The sequence below is a fragment of the Pedobacter gandavensis genome (genome assembly GCF_014172405.1).
GTDB lineage: Bacteria > Bacteroidota > Bacteroidia > Sphingobacteriales > Sphingobacteriaceae > Pedobacter > Pedobacter gandavensis.
Genome location: NZ_WNXC01000005.1, coordinates 89,673 through 115,153 on the forward strand (window position 1 = coordinate 89,673; position 25,481 = coordinate 115,153).

Consider the following 25,481-nt stretch of genomic DNA (forward strand, 5'->3'; position numbering starts at 1 on the left):
CTTTATTTCTTTACAATTTCTATTAAACCTTTTTCATTTATTAGGAAAGCCACTTCATTTCCGTAAGCCAATCCTGATTTATTTATCGCATAAGCCTTCACATAATATGGAATTCCTGTGCTCAAGCCTTCGAGATTGATTACTGATGCATCCGCACCCGCAAGTACTTTAGCATCTGCCAGTGTCGGGTTTGGCACCGTACTCCAGCAGATTCCAGATTCAATAATTTCCGATCCGCCATCCGCTGTTAAAGCCATGCCCGTGATCACTTCAGTTGTACTTTTCGAAACCACAGCAACCGTCTTTAACATTGGCTTTTTGACTGGTGCATAACCGTACCATTCCGTCAATTTAAAGGGAGGCTGCTTATCCTCCAGGTGACTTTTCGCATTTAATCCTGCCAATGAAAACGGTGCTTTTCTCTCCGTATCATTTAGTTCACCGATGGCAAGCATATAATCTGCCACCACCTTCATGCTGATCCCACCGGAACTTGGCAATGGATTCAATTTCCAATCTGCATAAAGCGTCACGCTTTCTGTGATTGGGAGGCCAAAATTAAAAACAGTTTCCATATTCTGGTCACTATACCAGGCATAAAAAACAGCTCCATCCTTCGTGCTGACCGCTGGCGTAATCAAAGTCTGATCTTCTACCACCTGCGCTGCGACCACAGTTCCGCCATTGCTTTCCCAAGTGACTGTATGATAAGATCTGGAAATCTCTAATGATCCATTCACAAAAGCAAAATCGTAATTGTCTGCTTGTAAAGTGCCAATGCTCAGCAACACTGGATATGCCCCTGGTAAACTTGCCAAAGTAGCCGTTGTGCTAAGCTCTGGTTCCCCTTGAAGCTTGGCCGAGGCCCGTACGCTCGACTCTGTTTCTCCATATTTAAAGCCTTTCATTTGATAAGTAAATGATGGGTTTTCATGTGCGAAGAAGCGTTTCAAAGTATCCCCATGAACAGTCAGTAGAGCCTTGCTGATGACAAACCTTTGTTCTGCCTCCGCTTTTTCATAAAAGGCATTTCCTGCCTGAACCGCCCTAATCACTACCGCTCCTGCCCCTTCTATGGTTGCCAGATTGCCATTCAGATCAAGCTGACCATCTAACAATTCAAAAGTAACCGGCAAACCTGAAGAAGCCGTTGCCTGTAACTGGAAAGCATCATCACCATATTGCTTGTTTGGAATGGCGCTGAAATTGATCAGCTGTGTCCCTTTCTGAATATGAATGGTCGCTAATGCAGTTTTTAACATCGTATTGAAGGTATTTGGAGCCAATGTTAAATCGCCAACCAGGAGCAGGTCGCCAATTGGCGCAGCGGCATAAGCTGCAGCATCCCAACTTACCGTCAAGTCTTCTGTTGAACCATCATTATAGGTCACTTGTACCTTAGCAGGTAATCCCAATCCTGAGAATGGTGTACCATAAGCCACCGTTATTGGTGCAATTACCGCCACTGAGTCAATATCCTTCTGTAGTGTAATCTTGATTTTCGCTTTCAGATCTAAGGTATTTCTAATCTCATTTGTCAGCTGTACCACTCCGGTCACCGTTTGTTGTTGCAACAAATTACTTTGATAATCACTTTCTTCCCAAAGTACCGGTAACTCTTCTGTTGACTGATCGTCATAAGTCACCTTCACCGCCAATGGCAATTCTAATGCGCTAAATAACTTGCCATACACATCTACCAATGCAGTTGATTCTTCTACTGAAATGATGTTTTTCTGATCAATGATCACTTCAACTTTCGCCGTTAGATCTGTCGGATTTGAAGCGCCATCTGCGGGGTCTAATATTCCGATAAAGTTAAAGCTACCCACTTCGTTTTCTCTGAAATCTAACGATTGCCAATCTACTCCTGCTATCCCTGTTGTACCTACGGTATAAGTTACCGGCAATGTAGTACCCAGCTGTTTCATTACCGTTTCTTTGCTGGTTCCTAAAGGAAAATGAACTGGCGTGTTTACCGTCACCGCATTGATCTGCAATAATGGAATCTGCACAGTTATCTTGATCCCTGCCGATTTATTATCCTTGTTTTCTTCCGGGCTATCCGGTAGCAGAACCCCATTTAACAGGTAATTTCCGGCAGTATTTCCATCGAACGTTCCTGGCTCCCATAGGACAGACAGGGGCTCCACTTGCTGATTATTATAGGTCACATTGACCATAGCAGGTAGGGCCAGGTTGGTAAATAAAGTCCCATGAGGCACAGTCATATCTGGTAATGCTGCCACAGAAATCACAAACCTTGGAGCTACTTTAACTTCCAGCAAGGCAGATAAATCATTTGGATTTTCTGTATTCACTGGCATAGTCAGGGTTCCGATGAATTCATATGCTCCTGTTTCCAATGGGTTGTAATCTGTATTTTCCCAATTCAGAATACTTAACATTTCTGTAGAACCATCATCAAATACACCCGATACTTTGGCTGGTAAGCCAAGTGCGTTTAATGCGGTTCCATTAGCAACCATTAAGGAATCTGAAGCAATCTTTACCAGAGTTCTGATTTTCTCTGCTACAGTTATACTGATCGTTGGTTGCAGGGATTTAGGATTATCAATATCAGCTGGAATCACCATCGTTCCCGGAAGGATATAAGTACCTGCTAACTTTTCATTGTAATCCCCTTTTGTCCAATCTATCGACAATAAATCTTCCGACTGGTCATTGTACGTCACCTTCACTGATTCCGGTAAAGTTAGCGCGTCAAACCCAGTGTTATAAGGCACCTCTAGTGCGGCCACTGGTGCAATCGTCTCAATCGCTTTTCTTCCTACGCTTACCCAAACCTGGGCAGGTAAATTATTTGGGTTTTGTACCCCTTGAGGCAAGACCAAATCTCCTTCAAAAAGATAAACTCCAGAAGTTGTTTCATCATAATCCAGACTTTCAAATGATGGGTTCATCACTGGAATATCCAGCACTGTTCCATCATCCAATTTCGCCTTGCGGTTCGTCGGGAAAGACAGGTTTATCTGTTTTGTACCATAAACCACCTTCATGGTATCTGCCCCTAAAGAGACAATTTCTTTGGCTCTAGGCAATACATTGATTTCTATTTTAGGGAGAATTCCTTTGGAGTTTTCAATATCATCCGGCAGGATAAACACACCGTTAATTGAATATTTCCCTTCCAGGTTTCCTTTATAGTTTGTTAAATCCCAGGTCACACCAAGGTCTTGCATTCCGCCATCTTCAAGCGTTGTCATTAAAGCATCAGGTAAAATTAAGGCCGCTGCATCTGTTCCAAAAAACACCGTTAATGGATCAGGAGTCAGGTAAGATTTGATGATGCGTTTTCCAATAATCACTTTTAAATCTGCTTTTACACTATCTGGATTCACGAATCCATCTGGTGTTTCCAGTTCCCCAACAAGGTGGAAAGCGCCCGGTTCATCAGCTAAATAGTCTCCTTCTAACCAAGTCACATTTAAGCTGCCCTGACTTCCATTGTCATAGGTTACCGTGGTCTTTTTCGGGAACAATAACTTCGCTGCACTGAAGGCTGTTCCATAAGGAATGTTTAGGGAATCAGCTACTGCAGTTACGACCTTTAAAGGCTTTGGACCCACCTTCACAATCACCTCTGCATAGTGCAGATTTGGGTTTTCAATCTGATCGTTAATCACGATTTCTCCTTTAAAAGTATAACTACCTTCCTGTAAACGGTTGTACGTAGTTGAACTCCAAAGGACGCCCTCTGTTCCTTTTGACAGGTCATTATAAGTCACATTTACCTCATCTGGCAAACCAATCTCATCTGTTTCTGTACCATATTTTACATTAATTAAAGTAGGATTGGTTACCGAAACGATTTCTCTTTTACCCAGAACAACAGTAATGGTTGTGCGACGGAGATCTTTGTTTGCGACTCCAGGAATCAAGATCGGGTCACCATCAAAAGTATACACATCTGGCTTTAATGGGTCATAATCTTCCGTGTCCCAAGTCATATTTAAACTCCCAGTACTACCATCATCATAAGTAACAGGCACTGCAAGCTTCAAGGCTTCAATCGCATTGATCTTCGTACCAAAAGATACATGTACTGAATCTGGTTTACTGATAGAAACGATGTCTTTAGGTTTTGGAAGGACGGTTAAGACCATCTTTGCTTCCAGGTTGCTACTGTTATCGATACTTGCATTGTGCAGTAATTTCCCTGATAAATTATAGTCTGCGGATACCATGGCATTGTATTTTCCTGGTTTCCATTCTACGCCTACTGTGTCTGTTGTTCCATCGTCAAACTTAGCTTTGATCGTTTGTGGGAGTTCCACATCGTCAAACAAAGTGCCATATGGCGTACTTGCCGGAGCAACCGGAAGTACAGAAACAATGTTTTTACGGATAATCACCTTCTGTTCTCCAAACAAGCGTTTGCTATTTGAAATCAGTGGTTTCAACTGTAAATCACCTTTTAAATCATATTCATCTCCTTTATTTGGGGTGTAAATAGATTTATCCCAAATCACGCTCAGGAAGCCCGTAGTCTGATCATGGTAAGTTACCCTAATCGATGACTGCAATGGCAGATTTGCTGCTGGCGTATTTAAAGGCACAGTAATGTCTGCTAAGGGCTCTACAGCGATGATGTCATGTTGTGCATACACATCAACACTGGCTTCAAATCCGGCTGGATTGGCATGCTCTTCTTTCAATACCAAATCTGCATAAAGTCGATATACTCCCGATTTCAAGTCATATCCACCTTGTTTCCAGATTAAGGTTAGCATATCTGTAGTGATGCGGTCATCGTAAGTTACCCTAACCTGTTTTGGTAATAGCGGCAGAACTTCTGAGAACAGTGTGCCCGACAAAACATATACCGGAGGCAGTTCTTCCAGCGCAATGATATAAGGATAAACAGGATCTAAAACGGCTACTTTTGCGGTCGCCGTCAGGTTGTTCCTATTCATCTCCGGTTTAGGTACTTTAATATTTCCGATCAACGTATACAACCCTTCGACATTCCCGTTGTAATCTCCAGGTAGCCAGATCACCGGGAATTTCGCATGGCTCTGATCACTCATTACCACCTCCACCTGCGATACCAAGGTTAACTGGTCGAATGGCGTTCCGGTATCAATCTTAACTGGTAGCGGATAAGGCTTCAAGACCTCGATGATATAAGGTTCTCTTGGATTCACCTTCAACTTGATTTTTAGGGACCCGCACACATTATCTCCGGCAACTGCAAGTGTAAATTCGTATTCACCAGATTCCGTTGCTTCCCCGGAAATTAGTCCTGCCGGACTTAACGTCATACCATCCGGTAACAAGCCTTGAGACAAGGTAAACGTATAATTCCCTGCAGTAGCCAAAGTAACCTGCTGCGTATATGGACTCCATTGATCTGCATCCGGAAGTTGTTGCGCTGCATTTTCAAGATATAGTCCCTGGAACTCGTAAGCCCCGATATCTACCGTATTGTGTTGAATCCTGACTGCTCCAGCAAGATCCAGACCTAGCCCGCTTACCTTACTGTTATCCCCCATATTGATGGAAGGAGAGCATGGGGAAAGCGACAATTCATCTCCTTCAGGATTGTTGAACTGTGGGTCTTTCGTAAGAATTAGCGTACCGGTTTTATAGCCATTTTCAATGGTGCTATTGGCCACAACAATTCCTGTTGTCAGCTGGTCTGCTACTTTATTTCCACGTTTGTTACCCCATAAAATGGTATTGTAAATATTCAGCGTTCCTGTATAACGATATACTGCACCGCCGTATTGATTGGCAGCAGAAGTGTTCGCATAAGCGATGCTGTTATTGGCCATGGAGTTATTGATCAGGTTAGTGACCCCATTATAATGGTACAAAGCACCACCATAATAACCGCCAGTACTGGTCACCCTGTTCCTGCTGAACACCGCATTTCGGATGTCTAAAGTTCCCGAATATTGGTACACTGCCCCACCATGTTGTACTGCCGTATTTCCAATAAATCTAGCATTGGTGATGGTTGGTTTTCCGTTCGTAGAATTGTACAATGCACCTCCGGAAATGGCCGCAGCATTGTCTTTGAAATCCACTTTATCCATGGTGATTGCGGAACTGATGTTGAATAGTCCTGCACCATAGCTCGCTTTATTTTTGATAAACTTAACGTCCTTAAAAATCGCTGCGGCCGAGTTATATATCCCACCACCATAAGCATAACCACCTATACTAGCCGTGTTATTTTCCAGGGTGATATTGGTAAATTCAGCAGCGCCGCTATTGAAAATACCACCCCCATAATTATAGGCCACATTGTCTTTAACCCAAAGGTTTCTGAAGATGATCTTACCTAAAGCATTGTAAATACCGGCACCATAATATACCTCGCTACTGGAGTTAGAACCTACTGCAGTCTTCCCTCCAACAATACTAAATCCATCCACGATGGTTGCGTTTGTTAAGGCAACGCGGTTATAAAGGACATGGTAACTTCTATTTTCTCCGCTTAAAATCGTCTCATTTGTAGTCGCAATGGTTTCTGGATTCCGGTCTGCAAGTTCATTTTCTGTTCCTGCGAAACCACCAAAGAGCTTTACATTTTCTTTAAGGGTATAGTAGTCTGTTACTTTTGGTCCGGGGCTATATTTTCCTTTCGCGACCCAGACCGTATCTCCTGCCAAGGCAGAACTCATCCCTTTTTGAAGGTCAAGGAAACCATTGGTCCAGTCGGCACCATTGTTCATTCCGGTAGCTGCTTGATTCACATAAATCCGCACACCACCGACACCTGCTCTCACATCAACCGTATACAACCTATTCCCACAAAGTGTCCCATCATTTGCCGTTACATTAAACGTGTAAACTCCGCTATTGATCGGACGACCGGTGATGGCACCTGAAGTATTCATCAGCAATCCGTCCGGCAACTTACCATAACTGATGGCATAGGTATAAGTGCCATTACCACCGGTTGCGCTCATCTGTTGATTGTAACGTTGTCCGCGGATACCTTCCGGCAATGCCGCAGGGCCTACCATAATTCTGCTCTGCTGATTTTCATAAGCACCCAGATCTACGGCATCTGCCATGATCCTGGTTTTTCCGCTAATGTCTTTTGTTATTCCCGCAGCAAACACATTATCACCCATATTGATGGCTGGGGAACAATCCGATAAGGAAAGGTCGTCTGGATTGCTGAGGTTGAACATCGGATTCGCATCAATCACTGTTTTCCCGGTAAGGTATCCACCCCGGATCAGGGCATTACTCACCGTTACATTCAGGTTCAGCTCATCCGCTACATTATTACCTCTTGTATTGCCCCAAAGAATGCTGTTTTTTAAATTTAGTGTTCCTGCATTGCGATAAATACCACCCCCATATTTGGTCAGTGCAGCATTCACATAAGCGATACTGTTGTTACTAAAAGTAACGTTATTGAGGTTGGATGTTGAGGTGTACTGATACATACCAGCCCCAAAATAAGCCCCTGTACCGGTCACTTTATTTCTGCTGAACACGGCATTATTCAGCGTTAACACAGAAACATACTGATATAAACCTGCGCCATGCTGTACCGAAGTGTTCCCGATAAACTTAGCCCCGTCCATCATGATGTTACCAGTGTAAGCATAAAAACCACCTCCGGTTAACGTTGCCTTGTTCTCTTTAAAAACAACGCTTGTCATATTCAATGCAGCTGTTACATGGTACAATCCTCCACCGGAGTTTGCACTATTGTTCAGGAATTCCACGCGATTCATTTTAACTGCTCCGGAATTGTAGAGTCCACCACCAAAAGAGTAGCTTCCTGTGCTGACTGTATTATTTTCAAAAGTGATCTTTGTTAATACTGATGCTGCAGTATTATACATACCACCACCATAATTACTGGAGTTGTTATTTTTAATCCAGAGGTCGTTAAAGATCATTGCCCCTGAAGCGTTATAAATACCCGCACCAATGTAAGGCTCACCTCCACTATTTCCTATAACTGAGCGGCCGGCTGTGATTGTAAAACCATCCAAAACCGTTGCTTTAGTCAGGACTTTATTATTGAAAACGACGTGTCTGTTGATGTTTTTACCGTCTAAAATAGTTTGATTTAGTGTTCTTGTGTTTAGGCTATCTCTTTCAGATAGCAAGTTTTCTGTGGCGGCAAAACCACCGTATAATTTAACACCTTCTTTCATTTGGAAGGTAGAGGTGATGAGTGGCCCCGGACTATAGGTCCCTTTCGCCACCCAGATTTCATCTCCTGCAATAGCTACTTTCAATGCGTTTTGCAGATCGAGGTAAGCATTTTCCCAAGTACTTCCATTGTTATGTCCAGCAACTGCGGCCTGATTTACCAGGATGCGAACTACCCCTGTTCCTGCTACAATTTCCATGTTGTACATCCGGTAGCCGCAGAGGTTACCATCCGTAGCTTTGACCACAAAAGTATATTTGCCGATCACGATAGGATTACCACTAATCAAACCTGTTGGCGTCATCGAAAGTCCGTCTGGAAGTTTTCCTGAAATCACCTCGTAACTGTAGTTGCCTGTGGTCCCTCCAGCTCCGGATATGCCTTGTAATTGGACACTAACAGCTTGCCCGCGGTTCCCCTGAGGCATTGCAGCAGGTTTTACTTCAATCACCTCCTGTTGGTATTCTAATGCACCCATATCTACCCATTCCGACTTAATCCTATCCGCTCCTAAAAGGTCTTTGGTTCCAGCAAGGATGAGGTTATTCTCTCCGGTATTCAATGCTGGCGAACATCCGGTAAGGGCTAGATTATCTGTTGCTGCATTTACAAACATCGGTTCCGCATCAATGATATTTGCTCCCCCAACTGCATATCCTCCTTGAATCAAGGAATTGTTTGCTTTGATATTCAGGTTGAGCTGATCTGGCGTAGCAGAGCCTCTTGTATTGCCCCAAAGCACACTGTTATTTAGTGTGACTGTTCCAGCATTTCTATAAATGGCTCCTCCGTAATTAACCGTTCCTGCTTTGAAATAATTAATGCTGTTATTGCTAAAAGTATTGTTCGTTAAAACTGCCGTTCCGGAGTAAATATAGATTGCACCTCCGTAATTAGCAGCAGTTGAGGTCACGCTATTCCTACTGAAAGTACTGTTGTCAAGTTTAAACACACTGTTCGACCAAATTGCCCCACCGTGTAACGCAGCGGTGTTATTGGTAAATGAGGTTCTGTTTAAAGTTAATGTTCCGCTGGCATAAATTGCCCCTCCACTTCCGGTAGCGATGTTATCTTTAAAGGACACATTCGTAAATACTGGTGTACCATTGGCGATAAAAACTGCCCCTCCGGTAGTGGATTTATTGGCGGTAAAACTGGCATTGGTTATCGTTAAAGCTGCTCCGGAATTGCTATAAATCGCGCCTCCTTGTCCGTTGGTGATTGTATTGTTCTCGAACCGGACATCCGTCAGCTCTGCCAGCCCTGCATTGAACAAGGCCGATCCGTAGCCCGGATAACTGGCCGATTCAATGATCTTATTGTTTTCAAAAACACCTCCTTTAAGCTTAAAGCCACCAGCATTGTATACCGCAGATCCTCTTGCATATTGTCCGGTTGTCCGGTTATTGCTAAAGATGATGTTGCTGTAAGCGGCATTGCCACTATGGTAAATCCCTGCACCATAACTGGCGATGTTATTCTTAATCCATAGATGATTGAAAACTGCAGCACCGGCTGAATTGTAAATCCCTGCGCCATAATAATTACCATTGTAATAGTAACCGTTATAGCTGGTTCCTGCATTTCCTCCTTGAATAGAAAAACCATCCAGTACCGTTGCATTTGTTAAAGCAGCGGCATTGTAAACCACGTGATAACTCGGCTTGCCCTGACCACCATCCAGGATGGTTTCATTGGCGCCACGAACGGCTGTACTGTCTCTATCGGTTAGTAAGGTTTCTGTTCCTGCAAAACCACCATAGATCTTCACTCCCTCTTTTAAAGTGAAGTAAGAACTAATCAGCAAGCCCGGACTGTAAGTCCCTTTAGCCACCCAGATTTCATCACCTGCAGAAGTTTGTCCCAAGGCAACTTGTAAATCATTAAAGGCATTTGGCCAGTTACTTCCATTGTTATCTCCGGTTGCCGACTGGTGTACAAACAACCTACCTGAACCGTTCAATATGTTGACCGTATACTGTCTGTTTCCACCCATCGTGCCATCTGTAGCACCAATCACGAAAGTATAACTTCCCACTACTGTTGGCGTACCTCGTAAGGTTCCGTCCGCCAGGAATACCAATCCAGTTGGCAGTTTACCTCCCTGTAGAGACCAGGTAACCGGTAACATTGTTCCTTTTGCCGTCAGTTGGATTTCTGCATAAGCACCTCTTTTTAAAGGAGCAATCGTTACAGGATTCAGGATTAAACTTTCTCCGCCTTCGTTTTCATAAGCACCCAGGTCAATCAGATCGTTAATCACACGCGGATTTCCGGCAAGATCTTTATCAAATCCCTGCCAGCTATTTTTCCCGGCATCAATTGCTAGAGATCCTCCTTTTAGTTTCAAATTATCCCCTGCTGCGTTTTCAAACATCGGGTCTCCAAACTTGATGTCTTCTCCCGTAGCATAGCTGTTTTGGATTAAAGTACTCCCCGCAACAATACCTGCATTGAGCTGGTCCATGACATTGTTTCCTCGTTTATTACCCCAAAGAATACTATTATGAAGCGTAACCACACCAGAACTGCGGTACAAGGCACCACCGTAACTTAAGGTGGCACTGGCATTGATGTAATTAATGCTGTTGTTGCTAAAAGTGACGTTATTGATTAAAGCTTCTCCAGAGTTGACATACATTGCCCCACCAAAATAACCGGCTGTTGCGCTTACCTTATTTCGACTAAATATACTGTTGTCTATTCTTAGGCTTCCATTGGACCAAATGGCTCCACCGTGTTGGCCCGCGGTATTTTCAATAAATGAAACGCGATTTAGCACTGGTGTTCCGGCGGCATAAATTGCACCACCCATACCTGTACTTGCATTGCCTTGGAAAACAGCATCTGTGATTTCCGGGTAGCCATTCGCGATAAACAAGGCTCCACCGGTCGTTGCTTTGTTCGCTGTAAACTCCGATTTATTGAGCTTTATGCCTGCCCCAGAGTTGCTATAAATCGCACCTCCCTGTCCATTGGCAATTGTATTGTTTACAAATTTAACCTCCTCCAGTTCCAGTAAACCGGTATTAAAAATCGCGGCTCCGTAGCCAGTATAACTGGCAGATTCCGCGATTTTATTGTCTTCAAAGCTACCTTTCGTTAGCGCAAAGCCTCTTGTATTGTACACTGCTGCTCCACGTGCATAAGAACCTTTTGCCGTATTTCCTGTAAATCTAATATTACTGTATTCGGCATCTCCGGCATGGTACAATCCGGCGCCATAAGTGGCTACATTGTTCTTAATCCATAGGTTTCGGAAGATGGCCGTTCCAGCTGTATTGTAAATCCCGCCTCCATAATAGTTGGCATTGGAAGAAGAAGAATAGGTGGTCGCGGCATTTCCACCCTGGATACTGAAACCATCCAACACTGTTGCTGAAGTTAAGGCTGCGGTATTGTAAACGACGTGGTAACTCGCTACCCCTTTGCTACCATCAAGAATAGTTTCATTGACGGTGGAGATCTCATTTAGTGTCCTTGCGGTGAGCAAGGTTTCTGTTCCTGCAAAACCACCATACATTTTCACTCCTTCTTTTAGCGTGAAATAGCTGCTGGTTAATAAGCCTGGGGAATAAGTTCCTTTTCCTACCCAGATTTCATCCCCTGCTTTAACCTGGGCCATTGCTACTTGCAGATCTGTAAAGGCATGCTCCCAATTGCTTCCGTTGTTATCTCCGGTTGCGGTCTGATGTACAAATAACCGAACTGATCCTTCTTTTACGTTTACGGTGTATTGTTTATTTCCTGCGATTGTTCCATCTGTGGCCCCGATCACGAAGGTATAGCTGCCGACTAAGGTTGGTGTTCCTCTTAATTTACCATCTGGCAAGAACACTAATCCGGTGGGTAATTTCCCTCCCTGAAAGCTCCAGGTAACCGGCAATGTCGTTCCGGTTGGCGTAAATTGAAGATCCAGATAGGTCCCTCTGCTGAGCTCTGGAATTAATCCCGGACTGATCATCAGTTGTCCGGCACCATCATGCTCGTAAGCACCCAAATCTATCACCTCATTAACCAATCGTGGGTTTCCCGCCAGATCCAGATCAAAACTTTGCCAGTTATTCTCTCCAACATTGATAGCCAAAGAACCTCCTTTGAGCTTTAGGTTATCGGATAAAGCGTCTTCAAACATTGGATCTCCAATCTTAATGTCTGTACCTGTCGCATAATTATTTTGAACAATAGAACTACCGATTACGATCCCTGCATTCAATTGATCTGCAACATTATTTCCTCGCTTATTGTTCCAGAAGATACTGTTATGAACGTTTACTGTTCCCGAGCTGCGGTATAACGCGCCTCCGTAACTTAAGGTTGCACTTGGATTGACATAGTTGATGCTATTGCCGCTGAAACTTACATTGACCAGGTTTGTCGTTCCTGAACCAATATAGATGGCACCTCCAAAATATCCGGAAGTAGAAGTCACTTTATTTCTGCTGAAAATACTGTTGTCAACTTTTAGGGTTCCACTCGACCAGATGGCTGCTCCATGCTGAACCGCGGTGTTGCCAATAAATGTAATCCGGTTTAATCCCATACTGCCAGCAGTATATATCGCTCCGCCTGTTCCTGTAGCTGCATTGTCTTTAAAATTTCCCAAGCTTAGGTCAAGTGTTCCGTTTGCAATAAATAAAGCCCCTCCTGTGGTCGACTTATTCCCGGTAAATTCCGCTTCCTTAATTTTTATAATGGCAGAAGAACTCGAGTAAATTGCCCCTCCTTGTCCGCTGTTAATGGTGTTGTTGATAAATTTAACTGCATTCAGCTCTAAAGTTCCCGCATTAAAAATCCCAGCACCATATCCGGTATAACTGGTCGATTCTGTGATCTTATTGTTTTCAAAAACTCCATTCTGAAGCTTAAATCCGCCGCCATTGTAAACCGCAGATCCCCTCGCGTAATATCCTTTCGATTCATTGTTGCTGAAGGTGATATTGGTATAACTTGCGGTCCCCTGATGGAATAACCCTGCCCCATAAGTGGCAATGTTATTTTTAATCCAAAGGTTCCGGAAGGTCACTGATCCTGCGGTATTGTAAATCCCACCGCCATAATAATTGGCATTGGTAGAAGTGGAATAGGTGGTTGCTGATTTTCCTCCCTGAATACTAAAGCCATCTAATACTGTTGCTTCCGTTAAAGCTGCGGTATTGTACACCACATGGTAACTGGCCACACCCTTACTTCCATCAAGAATCGTCTCATTGATACCTCTAACCGCGATGCTGTCTCTATCTGTCAATAAAGCTTCAGTTCCTGCAAAACCACCATACATTTTCAGCCCTTCTTTTAAGATGAAGTAAGAAGTTGTAGTCGCTCCGGCACTGTAACTTCCTTTGGCTACCCAGATTTCATCACCCGCTGAAGATTGCGCTAATGCAGGTTGCAAATCGGTAAATGCGTTTGCCCAATTGCTCCCATTGTTTCCGCCGGTTGCACCCTGACTTACATATAAACGCGCAGCACCACCCGTTACGGTAACTGTGTATTGCTTGCTTCCAATCAGCTGACCATCTGTTGCCGCAGCGACGAAAGTATAGCTACCGATTAAGGTAGGCATTCCAGTAATGAGGCCTTCAGGTGTTAAAATTAATCCTACCGGCAAACTTCCCGATTGGATCACCCAAGTGTAGTTTCCTGAGCCACCTGTAGCGGTCATTTGAATCGCTGGATTTACCCCCCTTAAGAAAGGGCTAAGAGAAGCTGGTAAGATTTTCAACCCTGATCCCCCTTGATTTTCATAAGCACCAAGGTCGATCTGATCATTGATTACCCTAGCATTTCCTAATAGGTCTGTAGTACTGTTATTTTTTGCATTGTCCCCGGCATCAATCCCTGGAGAACCGCCCTTTAGCTGTAGGTTATCTGCCTCTGCCTGTTGGAATAAAGGATCACCAATCAGTACGTTTGTTCCTGTTGCATATCCTCCTTCCACTAATGATTGGTACAATACCGAGCCAGGATTGAGTTGATCCGGAATATCATTACCTCGTTTATTGCCCCAGAAAATACTGTTGTTGACATTGACGACCCCTGCACTACGAAATAAGCCGGCGCCACCAACAGTAGCTGCATTTGTGAAGGCAATCTTATTGCCACTAAAGGTCACGTTGTTCAATGTTGCAGCTGACGCAACGAATAAACCGCCACCATAATAATTACCTGCTGTGGTTACCGCGTTTCTGCTGAACACCACGTTTTCCAGGTTCGCTGTTCCTCCGAGGTGATACATACCACCTGCTTGTTGGCCGGCAGTATTATTGAAAAATGAGCTGTTGAAGAGGTTCAATACACCTCCATTATGCGCCAATCCACCGGCGTAAAGTCTAGCGGTATTTTGCTTGAAAGTGGCATTACTTAGGGTGATTCCAACATTTAAGTTGTACATCCCACCACCATAAGCATAGGCCTCATTATTTTGTAAAAGCAGTCGTGTAAATACTGCGGGACCTTGATTGTAAATTCCCGCTCCGCGATCTGCTTTGTTATTTAGAATTTGAAGATTATTGAATATTGCTTTTACCGATGCGTAGTTGTAAATACCCCCACCTCGATGGTTATCTGTATCCCCAGCGGATAGTGCTTGTCCGCCACTAACCGTAAATCCATCTAATACCGTCGCGTTGGTTAAGGCCAGGTTGTTAAATACAACGTGTCTGCTGGCCACTCCCTGGCTACCATCTAAAACAGTCTGGTTTTCGTTGTGGATTTTATCGGTTGATCGTGCTTCAAGTGTTTTTTCTGTTCCGGCGAAACCTCCATAAACTTTTACATTTTCTTTCATGGTAAACCAGTCTGTAGCTAATGGTCCCGGGCTATAATTCCCTTTTGCCACCCAGATCTGATCTCCAGCAATGGACTTGTTCCAGGCGTTCTTTAGATCTGTAAATCCATGCTCCCAACTGCTACCGTCATTGTTACCAGTAGCAGCGGCCACATTAGCATATAAAATTGTGCTGGCAGGATTCACAAGTAAAGTGTATTGCTTACTCCCAACCAATTCACCGTCGGTTACCCCAATCACAAAAATATAGGTGCCGGCAACCATTGGTCTGCCAGAGAATTCGCCATTAGGTTTAAGCACAACCCCCGATGGTAGGTTTCCTGAAGTAACTTTCCAGGTTAATGGATTTATGGTACCGGTTACGGTTAATGGAACTTCAAATAGATCTCCGCGATTATAAGTCGTTAAACTCGTTGGCGCAATAATCAGACTTGCTGTGCCTTGATTCTCATAAGCACCCATATCTACCGTTTCATTCACTAAACGCGGATTACCATCCAGATCTTTAGTGGTAGATATTTTAGCATTATTCCCCATGTCTATTGCTGGGGAGCCTCCTTTTAGTCGAAGGTTATCCTGCTCAGCGTTCACAAATAGAGGATTCCCAATCACAATATTTGTACCTCCTGAATAATTACCCTGTACAATACTCTGGTCAATTGTCACCACACCAGAAATTTGATCCGGCAAGTTTGCACCATAAGTATTCCCCCAGAAAATGCTATTGTAAATCGCTACCGTTCCGCTACTGCGGAATAATCCTCCACCAGCTGCAGCAGCTCTCGCAATACTGTTGTTACTAAAGGTCACGTTGATTAAGCTGGCATTGCCAGCAGCAAACATCCCTCCGCCATAAAAGGCACCCGTAGAGGTTACCTTATTCCTGCTAAAGATTACGTTGTCCAGCTTTGCCGTTCCTCCAGAATAAAAGGCACCCCCATGTTGTACCGATTCATTCGCAATAAAAGAAACGCGATCCAATACTGGAGTACCGATGCTATTTATGGCTCCACCAATACTTGCAGATTTATTTCCAATAAAGGTAACGTCTTTAAGCTCAACGACTCCTGAGCTCAGGTAAGCAGCTCCTCCGCTAAAAGCAGTATTTTCAATAAAGGTCGTATTTGATATTTTTGAGGTCCCTCCCGCAGCATGGTAAAACGCACCCCCTTGGGCATAAGCAGTTCCTTCTACCCTATTATTTTTGAAAACAGTATGGCTAATATTTGAAAGTCCATAATTTATCACCGCACCAGCATAGGTGTTACTACCCGTTGCTACCACATTGCTTTCAAAAGTGACACTGTCCATATTTACTGTTGTTCCGGAATTGATGTATAAACCGGCTGCTCTACCATAACTTCCGGTAGTCGTATTCGCGATAAATTTAGTATTTGTGATCGTAGCCGTTCCCCCGAGAACCATCATACCCCCACCGTAAACGGCATTGTTACCAGTAATGATGAGGTTGTTGAAGACCGGGTTTCCAAGACTCGTATAGATCCCAGCCCCATAATAATTTGCGCCCAGAGAGCTGCTATTGGAGGTCAGTGTTCTACCCCCGCTGATGGTAAATCCGTCCAATAGAGTAGCATTACTTAAGGCAACACTATTGAATACAACATGGTAACTGGCTACTCCCTGACTACCGTCCAGGATACTTTGATGAGTGGTATTAACCTCTGCTATTTTACGTGATGCTAAATTTGCTTCTGTTCCGGCGAAGCCTCCGTATATTTTCAAACCCTCTTTTAAATTGAAAGTTGAGGTGGCAAGTAAGCCCGGACTATAGTTCCCTTTAGCCACCCAGATTTCATCTCCTGCAGTTGCCTGAGTAATGGCCAACTGTAGGTCTGTAAATCCATTTTCCCAATCGCTACCGTCTTTTCTACCTGTTGCTTTTTCGTTGGTGAATAAATGAGTACTAGCGGCATTGATGATGTAAGTGTATTGTTTGCTGCCGATAAACTGGCCATCTGTTACCGCAAGGACAAAGGTATAGCTGCCTGCAAACATCGCCCTCCCCGTTAACCATCCTCCGGAACTTAAGGAAAGTCCTGGAGGCAAAGCTCCTGAAGATACCGTCCAGCTTAATTTCCCTTCGCCACCGGTTGCCGTAAACTGTTGGTTTAAGATGACACCTCTGGTTCCCGCAGTCAGCGTTGCTGGGATGATACTCAGGCTTGATCCGCCTTGGTTTTCATAAGCACCCATATCTACCTGACCATTCACCAGCCTTTCGTTGAGGTCCAAATCTCTGGACGTCCCTGTTGCAGCATTGTCTCCGGCATCAATCGCTGCGGAGCCCGCTTTAACCCTTAAGTTATCATTTGCAGCATCTGTAAACGATGGGTTTCCGATGGAGATATTGGTGCCTGTAACAAAACCTCCTTCTACGATTGAGCTGGCGATGGTTAAGCCTGTACCTGTTACCTGATCAGCCACATTTCCGCCTCGTTTATTGCCCCAGAAAATACTGTTGTAAATCGCTGCCGTTCCTGATGCAGCCTTGAAAAATCCTGCACCAGTTGCTGTTGTTGCATGAGTATATGCGGTAGTATTGTTGCTAAATGAAGTATTGGAAAGCGTAGAGGTTCCTGAAGCATGATATATTCCGGCACCATATCCAGTGGTATTTGGATTGGTTGCACTATTTCTACTAAAGATGACATTGTCCAACCTGATGATTGAAGTATTGTAAATTCCGGCACCATATTGTGCGCTGATATTAGCAATAAAAGAACCCCGATTCAGCGTAAAGGTACCGGTATTGTGTACTCCAGCACCAGTAGTACTGGTAGTATTGCCCTTAAACGTTAGATCTTCTCCATCTATGACCCCCGCATTTAAAATTCCACCACCGGTTGCCCCTGAAATATTACCTTCAAAATTTCCTTTTCTGATGGTTAGCAGTCCTGTTCTATGGTACAAACCTGCACCACCACCTGAACTGGCCTTATTGCGGATAAACTGTACATCCTCTAATCTGGCCTCTCCAAGGTAATTGTACATCCCGCCACCAAGAACACCTTCATTTTCAATAAAAGTCAGTTTTCTAAAATTAGCCTGGGCATTCAGGTTATAGAATCCACCACCATATCCGACTCCTCCAGACACGATGTTTTTTTCCATCCGGATATTTTCGAATGTTGCCGGACCGTTGTTATAAATCCCGGCGCCAACATAATAAGCGTTGTTATTCTTCACCCAAAGGTTTCTGAAGACTACCGTTCCAGCATTATTATAAATCCCTGCGGCACTGTAACCGATAGAAGTGCTTCCTACTGCCGTTCTTCCTCCACTAATACTAAATCCGTCCAATACTGTTGCAGCAGTTAATGCCAATGTATTGGTCACTACGTGATAACTTTTCCCGTTTCCGTTTAAGATCGATTCATGAGTTCCATACAAAGTATTTACATCTGCTACACGTTGCGATAATGCATCCTCTGTCCCGGCAAATCCACCGTACATCTTAACACCTTCCTTCAAGGTAAAAGTTGAACTGACATCCGTTCCTGGAAGGTAGTTTCCTTTGGCCACCCAAATTTCATCACCTGTTCCGGCCTGAGCCAAGGCGAGCTGTAAATCAGTGATGGCATGATTCCAGTCAACCCCATTCTTTGCTCCAGTTGCTGCTTCACGCACATAGATTCGCGTTGCCGCTTGTTGCACTTCTATTGTATATTGTTTAGATCCAATCAGCGTTCCATCAGTAACCGCAACAACAAATGTATAACCACCAATTACAGAAATCATCGGACGACCAAAGATCTTCCCTTGCGGAGATAGGAAAAGTCCGGTTGGAAGGTCTCCTGATAATAAGCTCCAGGTATAGGCAGCGCTGCCACCGCTAGCTTGCAGTTGAACGTTCTGCTCCTCTCCACGTGTCATGACAGCAAGAGATGCTGGGGTAATTTTTAAAGAAGCACCACCTTGATTTTCATAAGCACCTTGATCTACGATGGTATTGTAAAATCGAGGATTTCCTTCAATGTCTTTTGTTGTTGTAGAATAACTATTATTTCCTTTATCAATGGCCAGAGATCCGCTTTTCAAACTCAAGTCGTCTGTTGCTGCATTTGTAAATAAGGGATCCCCAACCAGAACCGCTGTTCCTGCAGAATAGCCATCTTCCACCGTACTACTCATGATCGTAACACCTGCATTCACTTGATCTGAAATGCCGGCACCCCTGGTATTACCCCAGAAAATACTGTTATAAACTTTTGCCGTTCCAGCATTTCTGAACATAGCCCCGCCAGCATTCAGGGTTGCAACTGCAACACTGTTATTGCTAAAGGTTGCATTGCTGATGTTTAAAGTACCACTTTGAAAATATACAGCTCCACCATTATAGGTTGGACCTGTTACCTTATTGCGGCTAAACACCACATTGTTCAGGTTACTTGTGACTGTACTATAATAAGCACCCCCATTTTGTACCGCGGTATTGCCCAGGAAAGACACCCTGTCCAGATCGATGATATTGACATTGTTTATTGCTCCACCATAAGTTAAAGCTGCATTTTCCCTGAAAACAACATCGGTTATAATCAGGTTACCCGCGTTATATATTGCACCGGAATGCGCGTCTGATCGGTTTTTATTGAATTCTGAGTTACTGATGGTCATGCCCACAGAATTATTCACCAAGGCCCCACCTATACTAGTTGCCAGATTGCTTTCAAATACCGAATTATTAATGGAAACACCCGTTGCAGTGTTGTAAATCCCTCCACCTTGTACTGCCTGATTGCCTCTGAAAACCGCCTTATTAATTATTAGATTGTTCCCAGTATTATGGAGCGCAGCGCCATAACGATTCCCACCGATAAGCACATTGGCTTCAAAAAGGACATTGTCTATTTTTACTGCTATGGCCTGATTTAATAAGCCAGCCCCATAATGATAGCTTTTATTATTTTTGATGATCAGGTTTTTAAAAGTACCATTTACCGCAGCAGCCAAGTGGTTAATACCTCCACCGGAATGGTTCGAATTTCCATCAGCAATAGTAAAACCATCCAGTAATGTTTCCAGTCCTAAAACTGTAGCATTGGTGATGACATGGCGGTTATAATCATTCCCGCTTAATATCGTTTCATTGGCAGTAAACCTGCCATTGGTCTCTGCTACACGCTGACTTAAATTCGTTTCTGTACCTGCAAATCCGCCGTACATCTTTACACCAGAAACCATATAAAATGCAGAATCCAGCTCCGCTACAGGAATGTATTTCCCTTTAGCCACCCAGATCTCATCGCCGTCTTTTGCCAAGGTCAAAGCACTTTGCAGCTTAACAAATCCGTTGTTCCAATCCACCCCATTGTTAATACCTTTAGCAGCGATATTAACATGTAAGCGCGCTGCTCCAGGATTTACAACCACTGTATATTGTCTGGTTCCTACCAAGCTTCCTTGCAAGGCGCGAAGCACAAAAGTGTAACTTCCAGCAATTATTGGAATCCCGGTAATAATTCCCGTCTGGCTATTTAAAGTAAGTCCTAATGGTAGTACTCCGGTAAATACTGACCAGGTTGCCGGAGCCGGTCTATTGCTCAGACTAAATGTTAATTCAGTCACTGCCCCACGAGTTAGCGGTGTTAAGGACTCCGGAAGGATCATTAAAGAAGCAGACATACCCAATGGATTTTCCACTGCGCCGAGGTCAACCTTTCCATTGACAATCCTGGTCTTCCCAGCAAGATCTGTTGCTGTAAAAACTTGTTGATTGTCTCCCGCATCAATAGCAACAGATCCATTTTTTAAACGCAGGTCATGTTGTTCAGGATTCTCAAAATCAGGATTACCGATCAGGTTATTGGTACCAGAACTGTAATTGTTCTGAACCAGGTTGTTCGACATATTTTTAAGCACTGAACCACCAATCTGATCTTCTACATTAGCGCCACGTTTATTGCCCCAGAAAATACTGTTGTAAATATTTACTGCAGTTGAGCCAGCCCATAAACCACCTCCAACAAAAGTTCCTGGGGAAGCCGTTGAGGCTATGGTATTGTTGCTAAATGTAGTGTTCTGAATATTTGCCGTACCACTTTCAACATACATCCCTCCACCATTATAACCCGCTACGACACCGGTTACACTATTTTTACTGAGGATTACATTTCTCAGGGTAATCGTCCCAAAAGAATAAATACCACCACCTCTTTGTTCGGCTATATTGTCCAAAAAGGACACCCGATCCAGGTTTCCAATGATCGTACTGTAAAAACCTCCACCATAAGTTTTCGCAATATTATTTTTAAAGACAACATCGGTTAAGCTAAGCTCCCCGACATTGGTAATTCCTCCACCTAATCCATCACTGATATTTCCTTCGAAAGTACTTTCCGTTAGCGTTACTTTTACCCCTGATACGGTATTGTGAATACCGCCCCCATTCAATGCTTTATTATTCCGGAAAACGACCTGATTTAAACTGGCATTAGGCCCTATATTGTACAGTCCACCGCCAAATCGGCTTCCATTAATTACTTCATTACTTTCAAAAAGAACATTACTTAGTTTTAATCCAATAGCCGCATTATACATCCCCCCACCAAAGATATTGGCTTTGTTATTTTTAATGATCAGGTTGTTGAATATCGCATTCCCTACGGAAGGTCCATTATATATCCCTGCTCCATGTCCACTTGTTGAAGTTCCATTTGCATACCCTTCTGAAATGGTAAATCCGTCCATTAAGGTGTTTAGAGAGAGAGCTGCGATGTTATATACCACGTGTTTATTGATGCCGTTACCACTTAGAATGGTCTCATTGGCCCTGAACTTCCCAGATACATCCGCTTGTCGCTGAGTCAAAACCGTCTCAGTACCGGCAAAGCCACCATACATTTTAACTCCTGAAACCATAGAAAAGGTAGAATCAGCATGTAAAAACGGGCTATATTTCCCTTTTGCTACCCAGATTTCATCTCCATCTTGTGCGATGGATAATGCATTCTGTAGATTGTTAAAGCCATTGCGCCAATCGATCCCATTATTGTCTCCGGTTGCCGATGCATTGACATGCAGTCTTGTTGGTCCTGCATTAATGACAACCGTATATTGACGTGTGCCCACTTTATTTCCCTGCAGTACACGAACAACAAAAACATAAGTACCAGCAACCGTTGGGATACCCGTTAACCTCCCTGTTTTCGGATTCAGACTAAGTCCATAAGGTAAACTACCCGTTAGCAAGAACCAGTCCTGAACGCCAGAACCGCCGCTAAGCGTCAGATCCTGGGCAAAATTAGCTCCACGAATCTGTGCGGTTATCTCTGTAGGCATGATCGTTAACGAGCCCGCTAAACCCAGAGGATTTTCCAATGCGCCGATATCGACTGTTCCATTTATAATCCTGGTATTTCCAGCATAGTCGCTATCCGTAAAAACCTTTAAATTATTACCCATATCAATGGCAATAGACCCGTTTTTTAACCTCAAGTCATGTTGATCAGGGTTTTCGAAATCAGGATTACCAATCAAGTTGTTTGTGCCTGAGCTATAATTATTCTGGACAATGTTATTGGCCATATCCTTAAGTATGCTTCCGCCAATCTGGTCCTCAACATCGCCAGCCCTTTTATTGCCCCAAAAAATACTGTTGTGAATATTTACCGCAGTTGAGCCAGCCCATAAACCACCTCCAACAAAAGTTCCCAGGGAAGCAGTTGAGGCTATGGTATTGTTGCTAAATGTACTGTTCTGAATGTTTGCTGTTCCACTTTCTACATACATACCTCCACCATTGTAACCCGCTACGACACCGGTTACACTATTTTTACTGAGGATTACATTTCTCAGGGTAATGGTCCCAAAAGAATAAACACCACCACCTCTTTGTTCGGCTATATTGTCCAAAAAGGACACCCGATCCAGGTTTCCAATTATCGAACTGTAGAACCCACCACCATAAGTTTTCGCAGTATTATTTTTAAAGACTGCATCGGTTAGGCTAAGCTCCCCGACATTGGTAATTCCTCCACCTATTCCATCACTGATATTTCCTTCGAAAGTACTTTCCGTTAGCGTTACTTTTGTGCCTGATGCGGTATTGTGAATACCGCCACCATTCAATGCTTTATTATTCCGGAAAACGACCTGATTTAAACTGGCATTAGCCGCGGTATTGTACAGTCCACCACCAAATCTGGTTCCACTAATTACTTCATTACTTTCAAAAAGAACATTGTTTAGTTTTAATCCGGTAGCCGCATTATACACCCCTCCACCAAAGATATTGGCTTTGTTATTTTTAATGATCAGGTTGTTGAATATCGCATTCCCTACCGAAGGTCCATTATATATCCCTGCTCCATGTCCACTTGTTGAAGTTCCATTTGCATACCCTTCTGAAATGGTAAACCCGTCCATTAAGGTATTTAGAGAGAGAACTGCGATGTTATATACCACGTGTTTATTGATGCCGTTACCACTTAGAATGGTCTCATTGGCTGTGAACTTCCCAGATACATCCGCTTGTCGCTGAGTCAAAATTGTCTCATTACCTGCAAAGCCACCATACATTTTAACCCCTGAAACCATAGAAAAGGCAGAATCTGCATGTAAAAACGGGCTATACTTGCCTTTTGCTACCCAGATTTCGTCCCCATCTTTAGCAATAGCCAGTGCGGTTTGTAACTTGGTATAACCGTTTGTCCAATCAATACCATTGTTTGCACCTATTGCTGCCAGGTTAACATATAATCTAGTTGCCCCCGGATTGATGGAATAATTATATTGCTTGCTTCCGGTCAAACTTCCGCTGGACGCTTTGATCACGACTGAATAATTTCCAGCAACGGTTGGAACACCCGTCAGCTGACCACTTTGGGTATTTAAGCTGATTCCTGGGGGCAATGCGCCAAAGGTCACTTGCCAATTGGTAGCAGTACCTCCTTTTATGCTGAGCGACTGGCTATAAGGCAGTCCGCGTTGCTGAACACTAATGGTAGCTGGAAGAATGTCTAATGTGGCCGTCATTCCTGAGGGGCTTTCTAATGCGCCCAGGTCGATGTTTGCGCCAACTAATCTTGCATTTCCAACCAGATCTATTGTTCCATTTTGTTTAGAATTGTCTCCGGCATCAATGGCTATAGACCCATTTTTCAACCTAAGATCATCTAAGTCTGCATTAACAAAATCAGGATTCCCAATCATATTGTTTAGGCCATAGATGTAATTATTCTGAACCAGACTATTTTCCATGGTGATCTTAACCCCAGCAATCTGATCATCCACATTGTTTCCTCTTTTATTTCCCCAGAAAATACTATTGTACACGTTGGATGCAATAGTAGTATTTAAAGCGCCACCGTAAGTATTATTATCGGCCACAGTATAGCCAATACTGTTATTGCTGAAGCTACAGTTGAAGATGTTCATCGCTGTAGTAGTACCATATATCGCGCCTCCAATGTTACTTGCAGTCGTTCCGGTTACCTTATTCCTACTAAAAATAGAATTGCGAACCGTCATCCCAGCCGCTGAGGCAATGGCTCCTCCTTGCAAACCGGTTATGTTTTGGATAAAGCTTACCCGGTCTAAATTCAGGAGACCGGTACTGCTTAATCCTCCCCCGTAGGAAACAGAACTATTATTTTTAAATACATTATCCTCCAGGGTTACTGACGCCGTATTATACAAGCCCCCTCCGGAGCTTGCGCCAGTATTATTGATAAATGAAACGCGGCTAAGCGTCACTGCTCCCGAATTATACATTCCGCCTCCATAACTAAAAGCAAATGTCCCGTTGTAAAAACTATTATTTTCCAGTACAAGATTGATCAAAGTAGCTGGACCTGCATTAAAAAATCCAGCGCCATAATGACTGGCGATATTGTCCTTAATCCAGAGGTTTTGAAAAGTTGCAGAACCAGCATTGTTATAAATTCCTGCAGCCCTATTCGCCACTGCAGCTGAATTGTTCGCATTTACTGTGCGTCCTCCACTAATGGTAAATCCATCTAAAACTGTTTCTTTAGGGACATTAACGAGATTGGTCACCACGTGATTGTTGACATTGCTACCTGTCAAAATACTTTGATTGACAGTATACAAGCCATTTGCATCGGCAACGCGCTGCGTCAATAGCGTTTCTGTTCCCGCGAAACCTCCATACATTTTAACGCCTGATTTTAGCGTAAATGTGGACGCTGCCGTTGCACCTGGGCTGTAAGTCCCTTTAGCCACCCAGATTTCATTTCCGGCAACAGACTTGGTAATGGCATTGAGCAAATCTGTATAAGCATTGCTCCAATCTGCACCGGTATTTGATCCCGTTGCAGTGGCGTTTACATAAATTTTAGTTTGAGCGGAAATTTGGAGAGCAGAAAAGAAAAAAACAGAAAAAGCAATGGCCTTAAAAAGGGAGGTACGCATAATTTGATGAAGGGATTTCTTCTTGAAAAAATTAAGATTCAGTATGTATAGGGCAATATGTTTTGTTCGCTTTCCACCAAAGAAAGAAAATTTTGTTAAATGGCATTTTTAAGAAATCACTCATAAAAATGACCAAATGAATATTGA

Annotated in this window: 1 protein-coding gene; it reads right to left on the reverse strand. The window is 43.5% G+C overall.

The features are described 5' to 3' along the window. Positions 1-2 precede the first annotated feature (2 nt). Positions 3-25,334: a choice-of-anchor Q domain-containing protein gene (locus tag GM920_RS14540; protein ID WP_182958684.1), complete on the reverse strand. Its 25,332-nt coding sequence runs from the start codon at positions 25,332-25,334 to the stop codon at positions 3-5. Positions 25,335-25,481: the final 147 nt, after the last annotated feature.

Bases quoted from the DNA above. Each gene is read 5' to 3' on its own strand.
- GM920_RS14540 (WP_182958684.1), bottom strand. From the start codon at position 25,334: ATGCGTACCTCCCTTTTTAAGGCCATTGCTTTTTCTGTTTTTTTCTTT.